This is a genomic window from Flavitalea plasmicola (genome assembly GCF_030546645.1).
Classification (GTDB): domain Bacteria; phylum Bacteroidota; class Bacteroidia; order Chitinophagales; family Chitinophagaceae; genus Puia.
On record NZ_JAUOTO010000008.1, the window covers coordinates 296,240 to 315,755 of the forward strand.

Here is a 19,516-nt window from a genome sequence, read left to right on the forward strand (position 1 = left end):
TTTTCTATCCTTCATACAATTCCAGCGGCTGCCCATTGGGATCGATAAAGAAAACAAATCTCCTTTGCGTTAGCGCATCTACCCGCACTGCCTCCACTTCCACTCCTTTTGCACGTAATTCCGCAGCGGCGGCATCGACGTCGTCCACTGCAAAAGCCAGATGTCGCAAGCCCTTGGCTTCAGGATAGCTGCCTCTTTCCCGGTAATCGGGAAAAGAGAAAAGCTCCACCTGGTACTTACCCCCGATCGACAGGTCCAGCTTATAGGAATCCCGTTCTTTTCGATACGTTTCCCGGATGATCTCAAAACCCAGCACCTCCGTGTAGAACCGCTTGCTTCGCTCATAATCATCCGTCAGGATCGCTATATGATGGATCGCTTTTATATTCATTTCCCCTCTATTCTTTAATAACCTTCGCCGCCTTGCCGATCTTACCCAAATGGGTGTCCTGAAAACCGCTGAAATATTTCAGCCCATAACCCATCCCTCTGTCCATGCACGAGTGCCCAAAAAGGATCAATCCGCCAAATTCAAGCGCTTCGTTCACCGTGTACAGTCCCACCAGGTAAACAAGAACTGCAACCCCTTTGTGATGCACAATATTGTAACATACGGCTCCCACCTTGCTCCCGGCCAGGTAACCCAGCATGCTCAGGTCTGGGGCCAGGATCCAGATCAGCCACCACCACCACGAATAATGCAGTTGGCCAACTAAACAAATGCTCAGCAGGAACATCGCCGCCTCTTCCCATTTGATCAGGTTTTTCATGTCTGCTCCTTTATACAGGCTGCTCCGTCACCGGAACACCGGCCTTTGTCTTGATCTCAAAATCCTTCATACCTTTCAGGTCTCCCTGGAACTCGATCTCGCCGGCAGCAATCAATTGCTTGAGCCGCCATAGCAGGTAGGCATCTCCCGTAGTCTGCTTCGCCTTGCTGAGGAACTGATGGATCAGCTTGCTCGCTTTTATCCAATCCCCCGTAATGAACTTCCTGAGTTCCTCATCAAAAAAATCATATCCATGCTGCGCCAGCTTTTTACCGCCTTCCAGCGTACGTACTCCCTTATCCTCGTTGCAAAGCCTGCTCCATTCGTCCGGGTCGATCTCGAATTCGCTCAGCGTAATGGGCCGGGCCAGCTTACGGGCTTTCAGGAATTCCCGGGCGGGTATCTCAAAGAGGTTCACCGGGTAAAAAATAAGGCCTTTTTCGTTGATAAAAGGCAGGTTGTTCAGGTAAAGGATAAAGATCCTCCCCTGAAAATCCTTCAGCTGGCTCATCAGCCAGTAATAACCGCTGACATCATGCTTGTTCTGGGCAGCCCAGATCCACACGATCTCCGAAGGCGCTTGCCCCAGCTTGTCCTTCAGGGCAGCTACTGAAGCCAGGTCATCCCGTACTTCCCCGCTGTCCACCCTTCCCTCGTAATCCCCCCCTGCCAGCACGCCCCTCCACCATTCCTTCCGGGCAGCCCAACCTTCAGCAGTATATATATCTTTCAAAGGTCCCACCGCAAAGTCGTCTTCTATCAGGATCACTTCTCCCGCCAGGGAAGGCTCCAGTTCGAAGGATCTTTTCAATGCGTCTACGTCATTACGTTGAAAAACGATGTGGATCATATAAGCCTGAAATTTATTTTGTAAAAATATCCACTGGAATAATTGCAGCTATGCTGCAGCCGGATTATCTCCTATCAGATCAACCTCGACCTTCAGGTTATTGATAATGAACTCCTGTCTTTCCTGGGTGTTCTTACCCATATAATATTCCAGTATCTGCTGGATATGGGTCTCCGGCATGATCATCACCGGCTGCACACGCATGTCGGCGCCGATAAAACGGGCGAATTCGTCCGGTGATATCTCTCCCAATCCTTTGAAGCGCGTGATCTCGGGCTTGCCGCCTAATTTCTTGATAGCCGCCTGCTTCTCCGACTCGTCATAGCAATAAATGGTCTCCTGCTTGTTGCGCACCCTGAACAAAGGGGTCTCCAGGATATACACATGTCCATTCTTTACCAGGTCAGGAAAGAATTGCAGAAAGAAGGTCATCAGCAGCAAGCGTATATGCATCCCGTCTACATCGGCATCGGTGGCGATAACGATCTTATTGTAACGCAGCCCCTCGATACCATCTTCCACATTCAGCGCATGCTGCAGCAGGTTGAATTCCTCATTCTCATAGACCACTTTCTTGGTAAGGCCATAACAGTTGAGCGGCTTGCCCCGAAGACTGAACACCGCCTGCCTTTCCACATCCCGGGCCTTGGTGATGCTGCCGCTGGCGGAGTCCCCTTCTGTGATAAAGATGGTGCTCTCCTTTTGTTTCTCCAATGTCTGCTCCTTATCCTTACCCGTTGGCTCCTCGTTGTAATGAAACCGGCAGTCACGCAGCTTCTTATTATGCAAATTGGCCTTCTTCGCCCTTTCGTTTGCCAGCTTTTTGATGCCGGCCAGCTCCTTTCTCTCCTTCTCATTCTGCTCGATCCGCTTTTTCAGGGCGTCGGCTGTAGCAGCGTTCTTGTGGAGATAATTATCCAGCTCTTTCGCCATGAAGTCATATATGAAGTTCTTCATGGAGATCCCGCCTTCGGACATATACTGGCTGCCCAGCTTGGTCTTGGTCTGTGATTCAAACACAGGCTCCACCACCCGCACGGAAACAGCGGCTGCTATGCTCTGGCGGATATCGGCCGCATCATAATCTTTCTTATAGAAGTCGCGGATGACTTTCACGAATGCCTCCCGGAATGCCTGTTGATGCGTTCCCCCCTGCGTGGTATACTGCCCGTTGACAAAGCTGAAGATCTCTTCGCCATAATCGTTATTATGCGTAATGGCTACCTCGATGTCCTCACCTTTCAGGTGGATGATCGGGTAGCGCAGCTCGTCCTCGTTGGTCTTGCGTTGCAGCAGGTCCAGAAGACCATTCTTCGAAACATATTTCTTGCCGTTAAAGCTGATGATCAGCCCGGCATTGAGATAACAATAGTTCCAAAGCTGGTTATCCAGGTATTCGTGCTTGAAATTAAAATGCTTGAAGACCGTCTCGTCCGGTATGAAAGTCACCAGAGTCCCGTTTGGCTCGCTCGTCTTGGCCTCCTTATGTTCTTTTGTAAGGACCCCCTTGGCAAATTCGGCGGTCTTTTCCTTTCCTTCCCGGTAAGCCGTCACTTTGAAATATTGGCTGAGGGCGTTCACCGCCTTTGTACCTACCCCATTGAGTCCCACTGACTTCTGGAAGGCCTTGCTATCGTATTTGGCGCCTGTATTGATCTTGCTGACCACATCGACCACCTTTCCCAGCGGAATGCCCCGGCCATAATCCCGGATCGTGACGCTTTTCTGCTCGATGGTAAGTTCCACCTGCTTGCCATAACCCATGGTATGCTCGTCTATGCAATTGTCAATCACCTCTTTGATCAGAACGTAAATACCGTCATCTGGGCTGCTGCCGTCCCCGAGCTTGCCAATGTACATACCGGGACGAAGACGAATGTGCTCCCGCCAATCTAAACTTTTGATGCTTTCTTCCGTGTATTCGAACAAATTAGTTTTTTCTGCCATATCGGGTCGATCGGATTTTTTCCGATAAAGGTCCAAATATAGGCAAACGAATTTAGAGCCGTCTTATTTCAATTTCTACACATTGTGCATAACGTGGACCACAGGTCCACTGGCCGAAGGCCCATCATTAGACGTTCACCGGGAATGAGTTATATTTTTTAAAGAAATCATTCCCGGTCATATCGCGAGCAGTCTTACATTCGCCATATGACCGAAAAATTTCTGTCCCTGGAAGGGATCTCCGTACAGTTAGGGGGAAAGCAGGTACTTAAAGGATTGGATCTTAACATATTAAAAGGCGAGCAATGGGCGATCACAGGCCCTTCGGGCAGCGGCAAGTCCGTACTGGCCCACACCCTGATGGGCCGGCATTTCCACAGCGGGACAATAAAATACCACCTGCCGGACACAGCCGGCAAAACAGTCAGGATCGCCATCGTGGAGCAGCAACATCGCTTTTTGAACCGCAGCGGGACCGCAGACCTGTATTATCAGCAGCGTTTCAACGCCTCGGATGCCGATCAAACCATCACCGTTGAGCAGGAATTGACCCCTTATGCAGACAGGGGATCCCTGCTGGCCTGGGAATGGTTGGATCTCCTGCATATCCGCCCCCTGCTGGACCGCCCCCTCATCCAGCTGTCCAACGGGGAGAACAAACGGGTACAACTGGCCATTGCCTTACTGGATGCCCCGGACATGCTCATCCTGGACAACCCTTTCCTGGGACTCGATACGGAAGGAAGAGCCACCCTGCACCAAATTATTAATAAGGCGGCAGAAAAAGGGATCCAGCTCCTGCTGATCACCTCTCCACGGGAGCTTCCCGCTGCTATTACCCACATCGCCAGGCTGGACCAGGGCGAATGGATATTCCGCGGCATGAAACAGGATCTCGGCCCCCTGCCGGAAGCAGAACAGCAAGTAAGACTGGATCCGGGGACCCTGGAACAATTACAGCAACTGTCGGCACAGGAGACCGGGCCATTCTCCACAGCCGTAAAGATGGTGGACGTGCATGTGCATTATGGAGAAAAGGTCTTGCTGCAGCATATCCATTGGGAAGTGAGGAAAGGAGAAAGATGGAATGTCAGCGGACCGAACGGCGCCGGCAAATCCACGCTTTTAAGCCTCATCACCGCAGACAACCCCCAGGCCTATGCCAACGAGATCTGGTTGTTCGATCGCAGACGGGGCTCCGGCGAGACGATCTGGGAGATCAAGCAGAAAATCGGCTTTGTCTCCCCGGAATTGCACCTCTACTTCGATTACAGCGCCTCTTGTTTCGAGGTCATCGCCAGCGGACTCTTCGATACCATCGGCCTCTTTCGCCCTTTGTCCCCGGAACAGGAACAACGCGTGCTGCTATGGATGCGCCTGCTATCCCTGGACAGCTTGCGTTCGTCTCGGCTGGCGCAACTATCCACCGGACAGCAACGGATGATATTGCTGGCACGGGCCCTCATCAAAAACCCTCCCATGCTGATCCTCGACGAACCCTGCCAGGGTCTGGATGAGGAACAAACAAAATATTTCCGCCAGCTGATCGGTTTGTTATGCGAGGCATTCGGCACTACGCTCATCTATGTCAGCCACTACCGGGAAGAGCTTCCGGATTGTGTAGACAGGTTCCTCAGGCTGGATAATGGATCGGTGGTTCTATGAAATGTTAAGAGAAATGAAAAATTATCCTACGTCTGTTCCTCCTGAAAAAAAATGCGCTGAAATTTTACAGATCGCCAAAACCCTTTACCATAGAGGGATACAGCATACTAACGTTAACGCATACCCTATTCAAACAACAGCCTCTTTGTAGAAATATTTCCACAGTGGCCATCCGCCCAAACCCCTCATTTAAAAAAATTATGGCATAGTCCTTGTCTGCATATATACAGATTCCCTCCCCTGATGCGTAGATTGGATTAGTGGTTTTGAACAGTAATTCTTCATTCTTAAATTCGCTATGTATGAAATTCACAGGTATTAAGCTGGCGGCCGTAACATTTGCCGCAGCAGGGCTATTTGCATTCAACAGTCTCAGATCTGGCTCTATTAAAGGAACGGTATCTCCTACAGACGGAGCCGTAAGAGCCTGGGCCGAGTCGTCGACAGATACTTTAAGAGCCCCCGTCATCAATGGCGCTTACGAGATCACCGACGCAAAGCCCGGCGCTTATAAAGTCATCATAGAAGCCAAGCCGCCTTACAAAAATGCAGCAAAGGATGGCATTACAGTCACAGACGGGCAGGCCACTGATGCCGGCGAGATCAAGCTGGAAAAGTAAAGATGCTGTAGGATAAGTGGTCTAGTAAGATCAGAGGCTGTCCCCGATAAGCGCGATGGCCTCTGATCATTTTAAGGAGTTCCCCCTCCTTTTTAACATATCCACAAGTAATTGATATTAAACATTATAGGATTAATTTTATGTGAATGGCCCCCGGGGCCATTTCTTCTTTCTGGTTGCTAACCCCAAAAACCGTAAATTTGTGGCCTGACCTGTTAAAAGTTACTTCCCATTTAAATTCTCCAGGTTACTTACTACCCCATTTATTCTGTATTGTTTAATTTTTAAAAAAGGCGATGTATGTATTCGTATGCGTTGTTGGAAAAAGGTTGCTATTACCTGATACAGGAAAAAGAGGAAGGACCGGTTGGCCTGATCAAAGTGAACATGGAAACAGACCATTGCATGTATGTATCTAAATATAACGATACGACTTTGATAGAATGGAAGAAAAAGACGGATCCTATCTTCGATATCCTGGAATTATTGGGCGAAGACAAAGTAAGGGCCTGGGAGTCGGTATACAACGACAATCAAGGCACCTTCAACTATGAAGAAGACGAGGAATGAACCAGACCCGGTTCTCTTTGGCCACCTATAACATAGCTCCAGAGGCCCAGGGAGGTGATGGCGGCAGATAGCAAAAGGCTGACATAATACAGCAGATCGCTGTCCCGACCATTACCTTCACTGTTTCCCCGGAGATGAACAAACATCGAAATGATCATGAAGCTGCCATAACCGAAAGATAAAGCGGCATAAACATATGCCATGGAATTTTCGAATGGTGTATGCTCCATCTTCCTCATATAATGTACCAGGCCGATGATGCTGTATGCCAGCACCAGCAGCACACCGGATCCGACGAACATGAAGCTGGAGGTGAAACCAAATCCTTTCCAGCTTACCACCGCCAGCTCTCCGGCGACAAATAAAAGTAAGGTCAGCAGCAACAGCTTTCTGTGGCGGCCAGAGGTGGCGCACGCAAAAAGCACCAGCACCAGGGGCGTATCCAGGAGATTGTAATATTCGGTTATCTGGTCCAGCCTGTTGTTCCTGTAAGCGTAGAAAAAGTAAATATCAGTGAAATGAATAAGCCCGTTCAACAGCCAGTAAATGCCCAGGACCCGGTAAGTGGCGACCTGCCTCATTTTCCTGGATATTAGCATTGCAAAGGGTATGAAGCAACACAATATGGCAATGTTGGATACGATCATATAATGTATGGAGTACATGCCAGTCTTCAAAGGATAAATAGTTTTAATATAAGCGAAAAAAGAGATAGTTTGTTGTGAGTAAAACTACTCAGTTTTATACATAAATTACGGTTATTTTTAACCACATCGGACGTTATAAGCCATTGGTAAGCATTAACCTATATTCCATCTAATGAGTAACCATAAAATGCTAAATTGCATGCTTACATGATCTCCCAACAGACCATACAGCAGATCCTCAGCCGGATAGACATCATCGAGGTCGTAGGCGGCTTTGTCCGGCTTAAAAAGCGCGGGACCAACTACCTGGGCCTTTGCCCCTTTCACAACGAAAAGAGTCCTTCCTTTACAGTCTCCCCCGTCAAGGAGATCTATAAATGCTTTGGCTGCGGACGCAGCGGCAATACCATCAGTTTCCTGATGGAACACGAAAAATACTCCTATGCCGAAGCCCTGCGTTGGTTGGCAGCCAAATACAATGTAGAGATCGAGGAAAAGGAGCAGAGCCCGGAAGTGCGCCAGCAACAGCAGGTGGCAGACAGTCTTTACATCCTCAACGGCTTTGCGCAAAAATGGTTCCATGACACCCTTCTTTCCTCTGAAGAAGGACAGGATATTGGACTCAGCTATTTGCGGGAACGGGGATTTAACGACGACATTATCCGCAAATTCCAGCTGGGATATAGCCCCGAGCAGCGGGACGCTTTTGCACGGGCGGCGCTCGCAGCGCAATACAACCTGGAATATCTGCAAAAAAGCGGTCTGGTGGTCGTAAGGGACGAACGCCCCCTGGATAACTACCGGGGTCGCATCATCTTCCCTATCCATAGCCAAACGGGAAAGACCATCGGCTTTGGCGCCCGCATCATCAAAAGCAATGACCGGGCGCCCAAATACATCAATACGCCCGAGAACGAGATCTATATCAAAAGTAAGATCCTGTACGGCTCGTGGCTGGCCAGACAGGCAATTGATAAACAGGACGAATGCCTGCTGGTAGAAGGTTATACCGACGTCGTTTCACTGCATCAGGCAGGCGTGGAGAATGTGGTCGCCAGCGGCGGGACCTCCCTCACCGTGGACCAGCTGCGGCTGATAAAGAAATACACCAATCATCTCACCATCATCTATGATGGTGACGGGGCTGGGATCAAAGCCGCCTTGCGTGGCCTGGACATGGCGCTGGAAGAGAGCCTGGACGTGAAGCTCGTACTGATTCCCGACAGGGAGGACCCGGATAGCTACGTACGTAAAGTAGGAGCCGCCGCTTTCCGTGAGTTTGTTGCCACCGCTAAAAAAGACTTTATCCTTTTCCAGCTCGAAGTCGCACTGAAGGACGCCGCGGGAGACACCACTAAGCGCGCAGAAGTGGTGAACCAGGTAGCCGAGACCATTGCAAGGATCAATAAAGCGGAAGACTTCACCAAACGACAGGATTATATCCGCCAATGCTCAGAGATCCTCCGGATCGAAGAGACAGGCCTCCATGCCCTGGTGAATAAGTTCATACGGGAACGTATTGCCAAACAGGAGAGCAAGGCCGCCTCCGCCAGTACTCCGTCCTTCCAACAGACAGACGGAATGTCCCTGCAGCAGGAAGGTGCTCCCGAAATGCCCGGCCCGGACGATGAAGATTCCATCAACCTGCTTTTCAAACACGAGCAGAACGAAAGGGGTATGATCCGCAGCCTGCTGGATTTCGGCCTGCGCCCCTGGGATGAAAACACCTCCGTTGCAGACTATATCCTTGCCGAATCCTCCGATTTCTATGACCTTATTGACAATCGCCGGCTGGTGAAGATCCTGGATATCTACAAGGCATGGTATGAAGAAGGATTGGAACCCACCGTAAAAAACTTTCTCTACCACGAGGACCAGGAGCTAAGCACCCTGGCCGTATCCATCATGGATTTCCACCACGAGCTGAGCCTCAACTGGAAGGAACATTTCGAAGGAAAAATAGCCACCCGCGACGACCTCTATAAGGAAGACGTCATCTCCACCATCGGATACCTCAAACTTCGTAAGATCAAGCGGCTGATGGAAGAAAACCAACAAGACCTCTCCAAACCTCACACGGACGAGGAACAAATGGTGCTGCTGCAGACGCATATACACCTCAAACAGCTGGAAAGGGATCTGCTGCTACACCTGGGCACCGTAATTATTAAATGACAGCCGTAAACAACTTCATCATCCGGTGGGCCTGCAACAGGTGCCGCTCATTATGTGCTATGATGAACCGGAGATTGTCACCCAGTCTCAATCTTATCAGCTTCGTGAATGTCAGTGGGATCCTGATGCCTTGCAGGTCCTTCGTAGAGACATGCCGGAGAATGTCATCCAGTGTGTCACATTGCTGCAGAAAACGCTGCAGCTCGTCATATCCGTCCAGTCCCTCTTTGTTGGCATGAAAGTTCCTGGGAGAAGGCAGCTTGAATACCGTGCCGTCCGACCTGGGCATCATCTTCCCATATAATAGGTCGCCCAGCCAGCCACTCCGGAAATGCTCGGCCTTCACATCGGGCGCCAGTGTGACCCGGGCTAAAATACCCCGGAGCTGCAGATCATGCGCGATGTTCAGATGACCGAAGATCTCTGCAATGGACCATTTATCAGGAGAAGGACTGAAGATCAATTGTTGCTCCGTCAGCCGGAGAAAAGGTTGGGTGCTGGCTTTAATTAGCTCCGTCCTGTCCAACAATTCCGTTATTAGACTTTGCTTGCTAAAAACTGCCATGAAGTATACTTAAAAGCATATCGTTTTTCGAAAATGAATAGGGGTCTCTGGGTAAGCAAGTCCTCGGAATACAGCCGGGCGGAGGTAATATAAATCTTATGTTGAACTTGAAGGACGGTTCAAAGATACAGGAAAGCCTTTGGGGTCTAAGATATTAGCTAAAAATACCCAAAAACCTTTATTTTCGGTGGCGTGTCACCCTACTTGGCAGCCGGATTTTTCTTTCCGGCGATCAGCTTGTCGATGGCCAGCTCCAGCCGCCGGGAACGCGTCTCTTCCTTTTTTGCGCTGGTGATCCAGGTCACGTACTCTTTCTTATCGGTGAAAGACAATTCCTCGAAAAAATGAGAGGCTATCTTGCTTCGGCGGAGTTCCTTCACAAAGTCGGCTGGCGGAGCTATCGTACGCCGCATAACATCCACACCGGCTGCCTCCAGCAGCTCTTCCCTCTCCTCTACCCTTTCCAGGATTGCCATGGGTTCGGCTTTCTTAAACCGGACGGCCGTCCATACATGGTCCAGCGCCACCTGGCGGACAACCTCATAGCCATCCCCGGTGATGCATTCCCAGCTACAATCCCGGTTCAGCGTGGTCGCGATCTTAGAGCCCACTTTAGGGTAGGCCACCCAGAACTTGGCATCCTCCTGCAAAGCGGGAAGCACCTCGCAGACGATCCCCCGCAGCTGCTGTTCATTTACTGCAAATACCAGGGCAAAATCTATTTTCTTACTTTTCAGTAATGGAGTGAGATTCTTGGCAAATGCCAGCTTTGCGAATTGCTTTTCGATAGCGGACGGCAGCCCCTGGATCAACAGGTTTTTCTCGTCCTTTAGCTGCAATTTTTCCAGTAAAGTTGGGAGCATCTCCTGAATTTTTTAGATTTCAGTTTGAGAATAGAAGTGGACAACGAATCTTCTGTCCGTCTGGACGGATGGCGAAATTACGAAAAATTATCCGAAAAGTTTAATCATTACCCTTCGCCTGATGAGCCTGGGCGCCATCCAGCCGGCGTTGACGACGCCGGTCGCGATATTTAAAGATAGGTACCTTGTTCTCGCTGCCCCTCAGCAGGCGGGTAATGTTCTTCTGATGGGTAAGGACTACCATCAGGGCTACCGCAATGGCAAACCCCCGGTATAGGGTCTCTTTTGCATCGAAAATATACAGGATAAAGACAGCAAATGCCACACTGGCCAAAATAGAGCTTAAGGATACAAAACGGGTCAGGTACAGCACCAGCAGGAATACCCCCACGCAGCACACGGCCGCCAGAGGCTGAATAGCGATGATCATTCCGAAAAGGGTCGCTACCCCCTTCCCACCCCTGAAATCCGCCCAGATGGGGAAAATATGGCCCGCAACGGCCGCCAGCCCCAGACCGACCATGAAATTGGTCCTTTCCGTCTCATCATGCATATAATAAGGCACCAACACATACAAGCTGGTGGCCACAATGCCCTTAATGACATCCACTGACATTACCAGCGTACCCCATTTCGACCCCAGCACCCGGAAGGTATTAGTGGCCCCGGCATTGCCGCTGCCATATTCACGGATATCGATCCCGAAAAAGGACCTGCTGACCCATACTGCGGTCGGAACAGAGCCAATAAGGTAAGCCAGAAGTATAAGTAAAACTTCCTTCATCAATGGTTGAGTTAAAGTTGGATAACAAATATACTTAAAAAATGACTCCAACGCTTCACGGTCCCCTGGGGTAAATTTCCCTTATTTTCTGAGTTTCAAACAGATCCAGCTTCCCTCCATCAACCGCTCGGATATTGAAAGATCATTCTTAAGCGACTCACTTTCAATGTCTTGAAAATCATCGACCAGCAGGCCGCTCAGTAATATAACGCCCCCTTTCTTCAATTGTTGTTTCATGGCGGCCAGTTCCTTCAGGATTACATGCTTATTGATATTCGCTAATATGACGTCGAAACCAGGTTCGCCGGGCAGCGTATCCAGTTTTTCCACGGAAACCCTGCTAACATGATTTTCTACCATGTTTTCCCGCGCATTTTCGATGCTCCAGGGATCATGGTCGATGGCTATTACCCTGCCTGCGCCTAACTTCTCCGCCAGAATGGCCAGCACGCCCGTTCCCGTGCCGAAATCCAGCACGGTGCAGCCATTTAGATCCAGGTTTTCCATCGCCTGTATCATCATGTGCGTGGTGGCGTGGTGACCGGTCCCGAAGCTCATCTTAGGCGTTATCACCAGCTCATAGCGTACGTCCGGAATAGGCGCATGGAACGAAGCCCGTATCGCACAAAACTTTCCGACGATCACAGGCTGGAAGTTCTTCTCCCATTCCTCATTCCAGTTCTTCTCCGGTAATGCCTGGCGGGTATACGACAATTGCCAGCGGGACAAGATCTCTTCCAACACCCGGGCATCGAATTGCGTATCCGGTATATAAGCCTGGAGATGGCTGCTCTCCTGCAGAAATCCATCGTACCCCTGCTCTTCGAGCCTGGCGATGAGGATCTCCTGAATAGATAGGTCAGCTGCGGGAATAGTGATCTGGAGGTGCATGATCAAATAGAAAAGGTCTGCAGCGTTACACTACAGACCTCATTATGATGAATAATTTATTACTGTTGCTGATCCTGGGCGCCGCCTGCGGGCCTTGCGCCTGCCCCTGCCGCTTCGGGCTTCGGAATAAGGACCTTACGGCTCAGCTTGAACTTCCCTGTCTTCTGATCGAGACCGATGAGCTTGACCTTCACCGAATCGCCTTCTTTCAGGACGCCTTCCAGCGTTTCAAGGCGCTTATGGCTCACTTCACTGATGTGCAGCAAACCTTGCTTGCCAGGCAGGAATTCCACGAATGCGCCATAAGGCATTACAGACTTGACCTTCGCTTCGTATACAGAGCCGACTTCTGGTTGCGCGACAATGCCCTTGATCCAGGAAACAGCTTTGTCCAGGCCTTCCTTGGCAGGGCTGAAAATGCTCACCTCGCCAAAGTTGCCGACCTCTTCCAGGTTGATGGTAGTGCCGGTTTCGCGTTGGATTTCCTGGATGATCTTTCCCTGAGGTCCGATGACGGCGCCGATGAATTCCTTGTCGATAAAGATCTTCACCATCCGCGGTGCATGCGGCTTCACATCTTCACGCGCTGCAGGCATACAGCCATACATCGCTTCCAGGATATGAAGCCGGCCTTTACGGGCCTGCTCCAGCGCTTCACGCATCGTATCCATGCTGAGACCATCCACCTTGATGTCCATTTGTACCCCACAGATGCCCTCACGGGTACCCGTGACCTTGAAATCCATATCGCCCAGATGATCTTCATCACCCAAAATATCCGTGAGGATGGCATATTTTCCATCGGCAGGACGGGTGATGAGCCCCATGGCTACGCCGCTCACGTGCTTGGGAAAAGGAACGCCTGCATCCATCAGCGCAAGGCTGCCGGCACAGACGGTCGCCATGGATGACGACCCGTTGGATTCCAGGATATCGCTGACAACACGCACGGTATAAGGATAGTCATTGCCCGGCATCATCTTCTTCAGACTCCGCATAGCCAGGTTGCCGTGGCCAACTTCACGCCGGCTCTGCCCCCGCATCATTTTCACTTCACCAGTGCTGAAGGGAGGGAAATTATAGTGCAAAAAGAATTTCGAATCGTAGGATTTCGCAGCACTCTCCACCAGCACCTCATCCAACGGAGTGCCCAGGGTGACGGTAGTGAGGGATTGTGTCTCTCCGCGGGTGAACAGGGCAGAACCGTGCGGCGTAGGCAGCGGGTCCACTTCCATGGCCAAAGGACGAACCTGGTCCAGCTGACGACCATCCAGACGGATCCGGTCATCAAGGATCATATTACGCACCACTTCCCATTGGAGATCATGATAATATTTTTTAGCCAGCTTCTTGTCCGCATCAGTAGCTTCCTCACCCAGGCTGGCGATCAGCTCATCCTTCAACAGATCGTAAGCATCGCTGCGCTCGTGCTTGCTGCTGCCCGCACGGGATATCTGGTAGATCCGGTCTTTTGTGAAAGCGATCACTTTCTGCTGGAGCTCTTCATTTACCTCGGGCTTCTTGTAATCTCTCTTCCCCGTGACCCCAGCTTTCGCACGCAGCTCTTCCTGTGCCTTGATCTGGACACGAACGGCGTCATGCGCCAGCGTCAATGCTTTCACCAGGTCTTCTTCACTGCATTCAGCAGCCTCGCCTTCCACCATCATCAGGTTCTTGTCCGTGGCGGCAATGAGGAATTCCATACTGGCCTTCTCCAGTTCCGTACGACTGGGGTTGACGACTAATTGACCGTCAACGCGACCGATCCTCACCTCACTGATGATCTCTTTAATGGGAATATCGGAAACAGCCAGCGCCGCCGAAGCCGCCAGACAGGCCAGCGCATCGGGCATCACTTCATAATCGCTGGATACAAGGCTGATTAGCACCTGCACATCGCAGAAATAATCTTCGGGGAATAATGGACGCAAGGCACGATCCACCAGGCGGCTGGTGAGGATCTCATAGTCGTTCAGCCTGGCCTCACGTTTGAAAAAAGAACCGGGGATACGACCGGCTGAAGCAAATTTTTCCTGATAATCCACCGAAAGGGGGAAAAAATCCTGTCCCTCCTTCGGGTCCTTATTGGCAACAACGGTGGCCAGAATGATACAATTACCTTGTCGTACCGTAACGGCGCCATCCGCCTGGCGGGCAAGCTTACCCGTCTCGATGGTGACCATCCGGCCGCCACCTATATCAAAAGTTACACTGATGGGTTGTGAAAGCATAAAGCTGTTCGTCTTTATAGGATCAGACTCACTGAGGCAGGAACGGATAGTGAAGCCGGGATCCCTATGTTAATAAATGTGTGAAAATGTCAGTAAATCCTTCACGTATAAAAAAACTATTCCCAACCGTAGGTTCAGTTGGGAATAGAGGTCATATACATAATGAGATTTATTTTCTGAGTCCGAGTTTTTCGATCAATTGACGGTAACCCTGGAGGTTTTGTTTGCTCAGGTAGGTCAGCAAACGCTTTCTTTTACCCACTAACTGCATCAGACCACGATGGGTGGAAAAATCCTTTTTATTGGCTTGCAAATGCTCAGAGATACGGTTGATCCGCTCTGTCAACAACGCAATCTGTCCCTCTATGGAACCGGTATTGGTGGTCTTTCCACCAAAATCTGTAAAGAAACTCGCTTTCTTTTCTTTTGTCAAATAAGGCATCTCAAATTATTTATTAAAAACATCCAAATGAATATTTGGCCTGCGAAGGTACTGATTATTTTGACAAACATGAAAAAAAATGCACTCAATCGGACGAAAATTCGTTAAAAATAATCAGGAATCTAGGCGCAATTGGTTAATTTGGCCGCTTTGAAAAGCCAAAAATAATGCCCGCCGGCCCCATGAGCAAAAGGATCTATTGTACAGTGACCAACGACCTGACGTATGATCAACGCATGATCAGGATCTGTACGTCCTTGTCCTCAGCAGGTTATACAGTAGTATTGGTAGGCAGGTCGGAAGCCGCCTCTCTCCCGCTGGAACCCCGCCCTTTTCATCAGAAACGCCTCCGGCTGCTGTTCCGGAAAGGCAAATTATTTTATCTGGAATATAATTTCCGGCTGTTCTTCTATTTGCTGTTCCGGCGGATGGATTGCATTTGCGCCATCGACCTGGACACCATCATCCCCGGCTGCCTGGTTTCCACCCTCCGGCGTATCCCGAGAGTCTATGACGCCCATGAGCTGTTCTGCGAGATGAAGGAGGTGGTATCCCGACCGGCCATCTACAGGATATGGAAAAGCGTGGAAAGATCATTTGTTCCAGCCTTCCACCACGGCTATACGGTCAATGGACAGATCGCCTCGGAATTCGAAAAAATGTATGGCATGAAGTATGAGGTCATCCGGAATGTGCCGCTGCTGCAGCCTGACCCCGCCCCCCCGGAGCCATCCCAGCCTTCAGGCCGCTTTATCCTTTATCAGGGAGCCGTCAACGAAGGAAGGTGCTTTGAGACCCTGATCCCCGCCATGAAAGAGGTAGACGCACAGCTGGTTATATGCGGCAAAGGGAATTTTATGAACCAGGCCCGGCAACTGGTGAAAGATCACAGCCTGGAGGGAAAGGTCATTTTTACGGGACCCCTCCGCCCGGAAGAGCTTAGACGCCTCACCCGGACCGCCTGGTGCGGCATTACCCTGTTCGAAAATAAAGGAATGAGTAATTTTTACTCCCTTGCCAACCGCTTTTTCGACTACATGCACGCGGGTATCCCCCAATTGGCCATGGATTATCCGGCTTACCGGGAAATAAACAATATGTATACAATTGCTGTTCTAATAGACACACCGGACATCCGGCAGGTGACCGGAGCGCTGAACAGCCTCCTGAACAATATGGAATTATATCAAACTTTACAAGGCAATTGCAAGAAGGCAAGCATTCATTTCAACTGGCAGGAAGAAGAAAAAAAACTCGTCCGGCTATATCAAAAAATCTTTAACTGATCAGTGGATAAGCATCTGCACATAGTATGCATGGACGTGCCTTTCCCGGCTGACTACGGGGGAGTGGTCGACCCTTTTCATAAGATCCGCTGTCTCCACGAGGCCGGCGTAAAGGTTTACCTGCATTGCTTCGAATACGGCAGAGGCGAGCGCACCGAATTGAATGCGTATTGCGAAGAGGTGAAATATTACTCCCGGCGGGAAGGGCATAAAGGGTTCTCTCACAAGCTGCCCTATATCGTCTGCTCACGCTCCAATGGGGAATTGCTCGAGGACCTCCTCCGGGATGACTACCCCATCCTGTTGGAAGGGATCCATTGCTCCTACCTGCTGAACGATGAAAGGTTCGACGGGCGGCAGGTGATCCTGCGGTTGCATAATGTGGAATACCAGTACTACCGCCAGCTGTACTACTGCGAACGGTCGTTGCTGAAAAAAATGTACTACCTGCACGAAAGCAATTTGCTCAGGCAGTATGAAAAAAAGATCGCGGATAAAGCAATGATCCTGGCCATGGTGGAAAAAGACTGCGAACAATACAAACAGGAGTTCGGCGCGGAAAACATTCACACCCTCCCCGTATTCCTGCCGTTTAGAGAGATCCTTGGCAAGGAAGGCACAGGCTGCTTTTGCCTGTATCATGGCAACCTTTCCGTTGCGGAAAATGAACAAGCGGTAGCCTGGCTGCTTAAACAGGTCTTCCATTGCGTAGACCTCCCGCTGATCATCACGGGTAAGAACCCTTCTCCCCGCCTGAGCAGAATGGTTGAGCAACATCCCCACGCCTGCCTTATTCCCAATCCTTCAGACCAGGAGATACAGGACCTGATCGCAAAAGCGCAGATCAATATCCTCCCATCCTTCAACTGCACTGGAATAAAAATGAAGCTGCTCAACGCGTTGTTCAACGGACGTCACTGCGTGGTAAACCGGGATGCCGTGAAAGGCACGGGCCTGGAGAGCGGGTGCCATATAGCCGACGATACGGAGGAGCTGATAGAAATGATCGCGCAGCTCTACACAAAACCTTTTACAACCGAAGACATCGCATCCAGGCGAGCCCTGCTGGCAGGTAAATATAACAACGGGGAAAATACCCGGCAGCTGATCCGGTGGATCTGGCCGCAGCAATAAGTAATAAGTGATTAATCCATCGAAATAGTGGCGTTGTCAATGACCTTTCCCCTTTCCGTCCGTAGCATGCGGGCAGGGAATTTATGGATGACCCTGTAATCGTGGGTGGCCATGATGATCGTCGTACCATAATCGCGCGAGATCTGAAAAAGCAGCTGCATGATCTCATCAGCCGTCTCAGGATCGAGATTGCCCGTAGGTTCGTCGGCCAATATCAGCTTGGGGGAATTGAGCAGCGCCCTCGCAATGTCCACACGCTGCTGCTCCCCTCCGCTCATTTCAAAAGGCATCTTGAAACCTTTCGACCGGAGTCCTACCTTATCCAGCACATCGGCGATCTTCTCATCCATGAGCTTCACGTCCTTCCAGCCCGTCGCCTGCAGGACGAACTTCAGATTGTCGTTCACATTCCGGTCCGTCAGCAATTGAAAATCCTGGAAGACCACGCCCAGGCTCCGGCGGAGATAGGGAACTTTCTTCCAATCCATCTCCTGTAACTTAAAGCCGGCTACCAATCCCTCCCCTTCCTTCAGCGGAAGATCACCGTACAGGGTCTTCAGCAAGCTGGACTTTCCCGTTCCGGTCTTTCCCACCAGGTAGACGAACTCGCCCTTGTTAGCGACGATGTTGGTGTCCTGAAGGATAAGATTATCGCCCTGGTATATGTTTGCATGCCTGAGTTCAACAATGATTTCCGCCATATGTTCCGACTTTGATCCTCGCAAATATATGGAAAAAAAGATCGTCAGTACCCGGTTCCGGCCATTTGGGGGCCATGGGAATACCTCCTAACCCCCGGTATCAGCCTTCAACATCAGCCTCAGCGTAGAGTCATTGGCGAAATAGCTCATCATCCAGTTGAAGAAAATAAAAAGCCTGTTCTTGACGCTGAGAATAAGCATAAGATGCACGAACATCCATGTGAACCAGGCAAGACGCCCCTGGAAGCTGAGGCCCGGTAGATCGACCACGGCTTTTCGCTTACCCACAGTGGCCATAGTGCCTTTACTGTGGTACTCGAATTCCAGCCGGGACTTGCCTTTCAACTCCCTTTTAAAGTTCTTTGCAAAAAAAACGGCCTGCGCAATGGCCACATTGGCCAGCTGTGGATGTCCATGGGGATATTTGGGCGTCTCCATATAAGCAATGTCTCCCACGGCATAGACGCCATCCAACCCCTGTACTTCACCGTAACGGTTTGTTATAAGGCGGTTACCCCTGGTGATGCTGCCGGCAGGTATGCCCTCGAGGACATTGGCCGTCACCCCCGCCGCCCAGATAAGGTTCCTCGCGGCGATGGTCTCTCCCCCCCTCAGCCGGACCGTGTTGCCGTCATAATCCTCCACCACCGTCCCGGTCTTAACAATGACGCCCAGGGATTCCAGGTATTGCTGGGACTTGACCTTGGAGATCTCGCTCATGGCGTTCAACGTATGGGGAGATCCCTCCAGCAGATAGATCGTAAACCGGGAAAAATCAACGCCCGGATAATCTTTGGGCAATATGTTCTTCTTCATTTCGGCCATGGCACCGGCCAGCTCCACTCCCGTGGGACCTCCGCCCACAATGACGAAGTTGAGAAGGGATTGCAATTCGTCCGGGCCCGCCACGATAGTGTCCTCAAATGTCTTCAGGATCCTGTTCCGCAACGCCATGGCCTGCGGAACGGACTTCATGGGGAAAGAATGGGACTGGATCCGCGTATTGCCGAAATAATTGGTGGTACAGCCCAGCGCAATCACCAGCCGGTCATAAGGTAAGTCCCCGATAGGTGTATAGACGACCCGCGCTTCCGTATCGATCCGGGTCACCTCCGTGATGCGGATATTCACATTCCCCGAATGCTGGAAGACCTTCCGCAAAGGAAAGGATATGCTCGACGGTTCCAGCCGCGCCGTGGCGACCTGGTACATCAGCGGCTGGAATTGATGATAGTTGTGCTTGTCGATGAGAAAGACTTCATACTCAGTACCGTTGAGCGCCCTTGCAAGGCGAAGACCGGCAAAACCTGCTCCAAGAATAATGATCCTTTGCTTTTTACTATTCCCTGCTGCCATGGTAAGTAATTTAATATAT

Annotated in this window: 19 protein-coding genes; 6 read left to right on the forward strand and 13 right to left on the reverse strand. The window is 50.6% G+C overall.

Features of this window, described 5'->3' with window-relative positions; genetic code table 11:
* Positions 1-4: 4 nt before the first annotated feature.
* The 4 genes from gloA2 to Q4E93_RS29065 are packed head-to-tail and all read right to left on the reverse strand — an operon-like array spanning position 5 to position 3,567.
* A complete protein-coding gene (gene gloA2, locus Q4E93_RS29050) occupies positions 5-391 on the reverse strand; it encodes an SMU1112c/YaeR family gloxylase I-like metalloprotein (RefSeq protein ID WP_303591374.1) in 387 nt (128 codons plus the stop codon).
* A 7-nt stretch (positions 392-398) separates the two neighbouring features.
* Complete coding sequence (locus Q4E93_RS29055; RefSeq protein ID WP_303591376.1) at positions 399-770, reverse strand: DUF4260 domain-containing protein; 372 nt, start codon at positions 768-770, stop codon at positions 399-401.
* Between the two features lie 10 nt (positions 771-780).
* Positions 781-1,620, reverse strand: a complete 840-nt coding sequence (locus tag Q4E93_RS29060) for a DUF1835 domain-containing protein (protein ID WP_303591378.1) — start codon at positions 1,618-1,620, stop codon at positions 781-783.
* 48 nt (positions 1,621-1,668) lie between these two features.
* A complete protein-coding gene (locus Q4E93_RS29065) occupies positions 1,669-3,567 on the reverse strand; it encodes a DNA topoisomerase IV subunit B (RefSeq protein WP_303591381.1) in 1,899 nt (632 codons plus the stop codon).
* Between the two features lie 207 nt (positions 3,568-3,774).
* On the opposite strand from Q4E93_RS29065, the gene Q4E93_RS29070 reads away from it, so the two are divergent.
* From Q4E93_RS29070 to Q4E93_RS29080, 3 genes are all read left to right on the forward strand, one after another.
* Entirely contained in the window at positions 3,775-5,232 is a 1,458-nt protein-coding gene (locus Q4E93_RS29070; RefSeq protein ID WP_303591383.1) for an ATP-binding cassette domain-containing protein, read from the forward strand.
* Between the two features lie 302 nt (positions 5,233-5,534).
* Positions 5,535-5,852, forward strand: a complete 318-nt coding sequence (locus tag Q4E93_RS29075) for a carboxypeptidase-like regulatory domain-containing protein (RefSeq protein WP_303591385.1) — start codon at positions 5,535-5,537, stop codon at positions 5,850-5,852.
* A 300-nt stretch (positions 5,853-6,152) separates the two neighbouring features.
* Positions 6,153-6,422 carry a hypothetical protein gene (locus Q4E93_RS29080; protein ID WP_303591387.1) on the forward strand — a complete coding sequence of 90 codons (270 nt, stop codon included), beginning with the start codon at positions 6,153-6,155 and terminating at the stop codon, positions 6,420-6,422.
* Here Q4E93_RS29080 and Q4E93_RS29085 read toward each other — a convergent pair.
* Positions 6,401-7,003 carry a hypothetical protein gene (locus tag Q4E93_RS29085; protein ID WP_303591389.1) on the reverse strand — a complete coding sequence of 201 codons (603 nt, stop codon included), beginning with the start codon at positions 7,001-7,003 and terminating at the stop codon, positions 6,401-6,403. The genes Q4E93_RS29080 and Q4E93_RS29085 overlap by 22 nt on opposite strands.
* Positions 7,004-7,276: 273 nt before the next feature.
* On the opposite strand from Q4E93_RS29085, the gene dnaG reads away from it, so the two are divergent.
* The gene (gene dnaG, locus Q4E93_RS29090; RefSeq protein ID WP_303591391.1) at positions 7,277-9,244 is read left to right on the forward strand and encodes a DNA primase; all 1,968 of its coding nucleotides are present in this window, start codon (positions 7,277-7,279) and stop codon (positions 9,242-9,244) included.
* On the opposite strand, the gene Q4E93_RS29095 is transcribed toward dnaG, so the two are convergent.
* The 6 genes from Q4E93_RS29095 to rpsO all read right to left on the reverse strand — a co-directional run bounded on the left by Q4E93_RS29095 (position 9,237) and on the right by rpsO (position 15,020).
* Entirely contained in the window at positions 9,237-9,809 is a 573-nt protein-coding gene (locus Q4E93_RS29095; protein WP_303591393.1) for a DinB family protein, read from the reverse strand. The two genes, dnaG and Q4E93_RS29095, sit on opposite strands and share 8 nt — an antisense overlap.
* A 200-nt stretch (positions 9,810-10,009) precedes the next feature.
* The gene (locus Q4E93_RS29100) at positions 10,010-10,672 is read right to left on the reverse strand and encodes a YdeI/OmpD-associated family protein (protein ID WP_303591401.1); all 663 of its coding nucleotides are present in this window, start codon (positions 10,670-10,672) and stop codon (positions 10,010-10,012) included.
* Positions 10,673-10,772: 100 nt separating this feature from the next.
* A complete protein-coding gene (gene plsY, locus Q4E93_RS29105; RefSeq protein WP_303591403.1) occupies positions 10,773-11,456 on the reverse strand; it encodes a glycerol-3-phosphate 1-O-acyltransferase PlsY in 684 nt (227 codons plus the stop codon).
* Positions 11,457-11,537: 81 nt separating this feature from the next.
* Positions 11,538-12,347, reverse strand: coding sequence for a 50S ribosomal protein L11 methyltransferase (gene prmA / locus Q4E93_RS29110; protein ID WP_303591405.1), 810 nt, complete (start codon positions 12,345-12,347; stop codon positions 11,538-11,540).
* A 59-nt stretch (positions 12,348-12,406) separates the two neighbouring features.
* Entirely contained in the window at positions 12,407-14,578 is a 2,172-nt protein-coding gene (gene pnp / locus Q4E93_RS29115; protein ID WP_303591407.1) for a polyribonucleotide nucleotidyltransferase, read from the reverse strand.
* 169 nt (positions 14,579-14,747) lie between these two features.
* Positions 14,748-15,020, reverse strand: a complete 273-nt coding sequence (gene rpsO / locus Q4E93_RS29120; protein WP_303591409.1) for a 30S ribosomal protein S15 — start codon at positions 15,018-15,020, stop codon at positions 14,748-14,750.
* A gap of 182 nt (positions 15,021-15,202) precedes the next feature.
* Between rpsO and Q4E93_RS29125 the strand changes: the two genes are divergently transcribed.
* Together Q4E93_RS29125 and Q4E93_RS29130 are read left to right on the forward strand one after the other, a co-directional pair.
* Entirely contained in the window at positions 15,203-16,306 is a 1,104-nt protein-coding gene (locus tag Q4E93_RS29125) for a glycosyltransferase (RefSeq protein WP_303591411.1), read from the forward strand.
* A 3-nt stretch (positions 16,307-16,309) separates the two neighbouring features.
* Positions 16,310-17,440 carry a glycosyltransferase gene (locus Q4E93_RS29130; protein ID WP_303591413.1) on the forward strand — a complete coding sequence of 377 codons (1,131 nt, stop codon included), beginning with the start codon at positions 16,310-16,312 and terminating at the stop codon, positions 17,438-17,440.
* An 11-nt stretch (positions 17,441-17,451) separates the two neighbouring features.
* Here Q4E93_RS29130 and Q4E93_RS29135 read toward each other — a convergent pair whose 3' ends face one another.
* On the reverse strand, positions 17,452-18,141 hold the full coding sequence (locus Q4E93_RS29135) for a cell division ATP-binding protein FtsE (RefSeq protein WP_303591415.1): 690 nt from the start codon (positions 18,139-18,141) through the stop codon (positions 17,452-17,454).
* A gap of 87 nt (positions 18,142-18,228) precedes the next feature.
* The gene (locus Q4E93_RS29140) at positions 18,229-19,497 is read right to left on the reverse strand and encodes an NAD(P)/FAD-dependent oxidoreductase (protein WP_303591416.1); all 1,269 of its coding nucleotides are present in this window, start codon (positions 19,495-19,497) and stop codon (positions 18,229-18,231) included.
* Positions 19,498-19,516 lie beyond the last annotated feature (19 nt).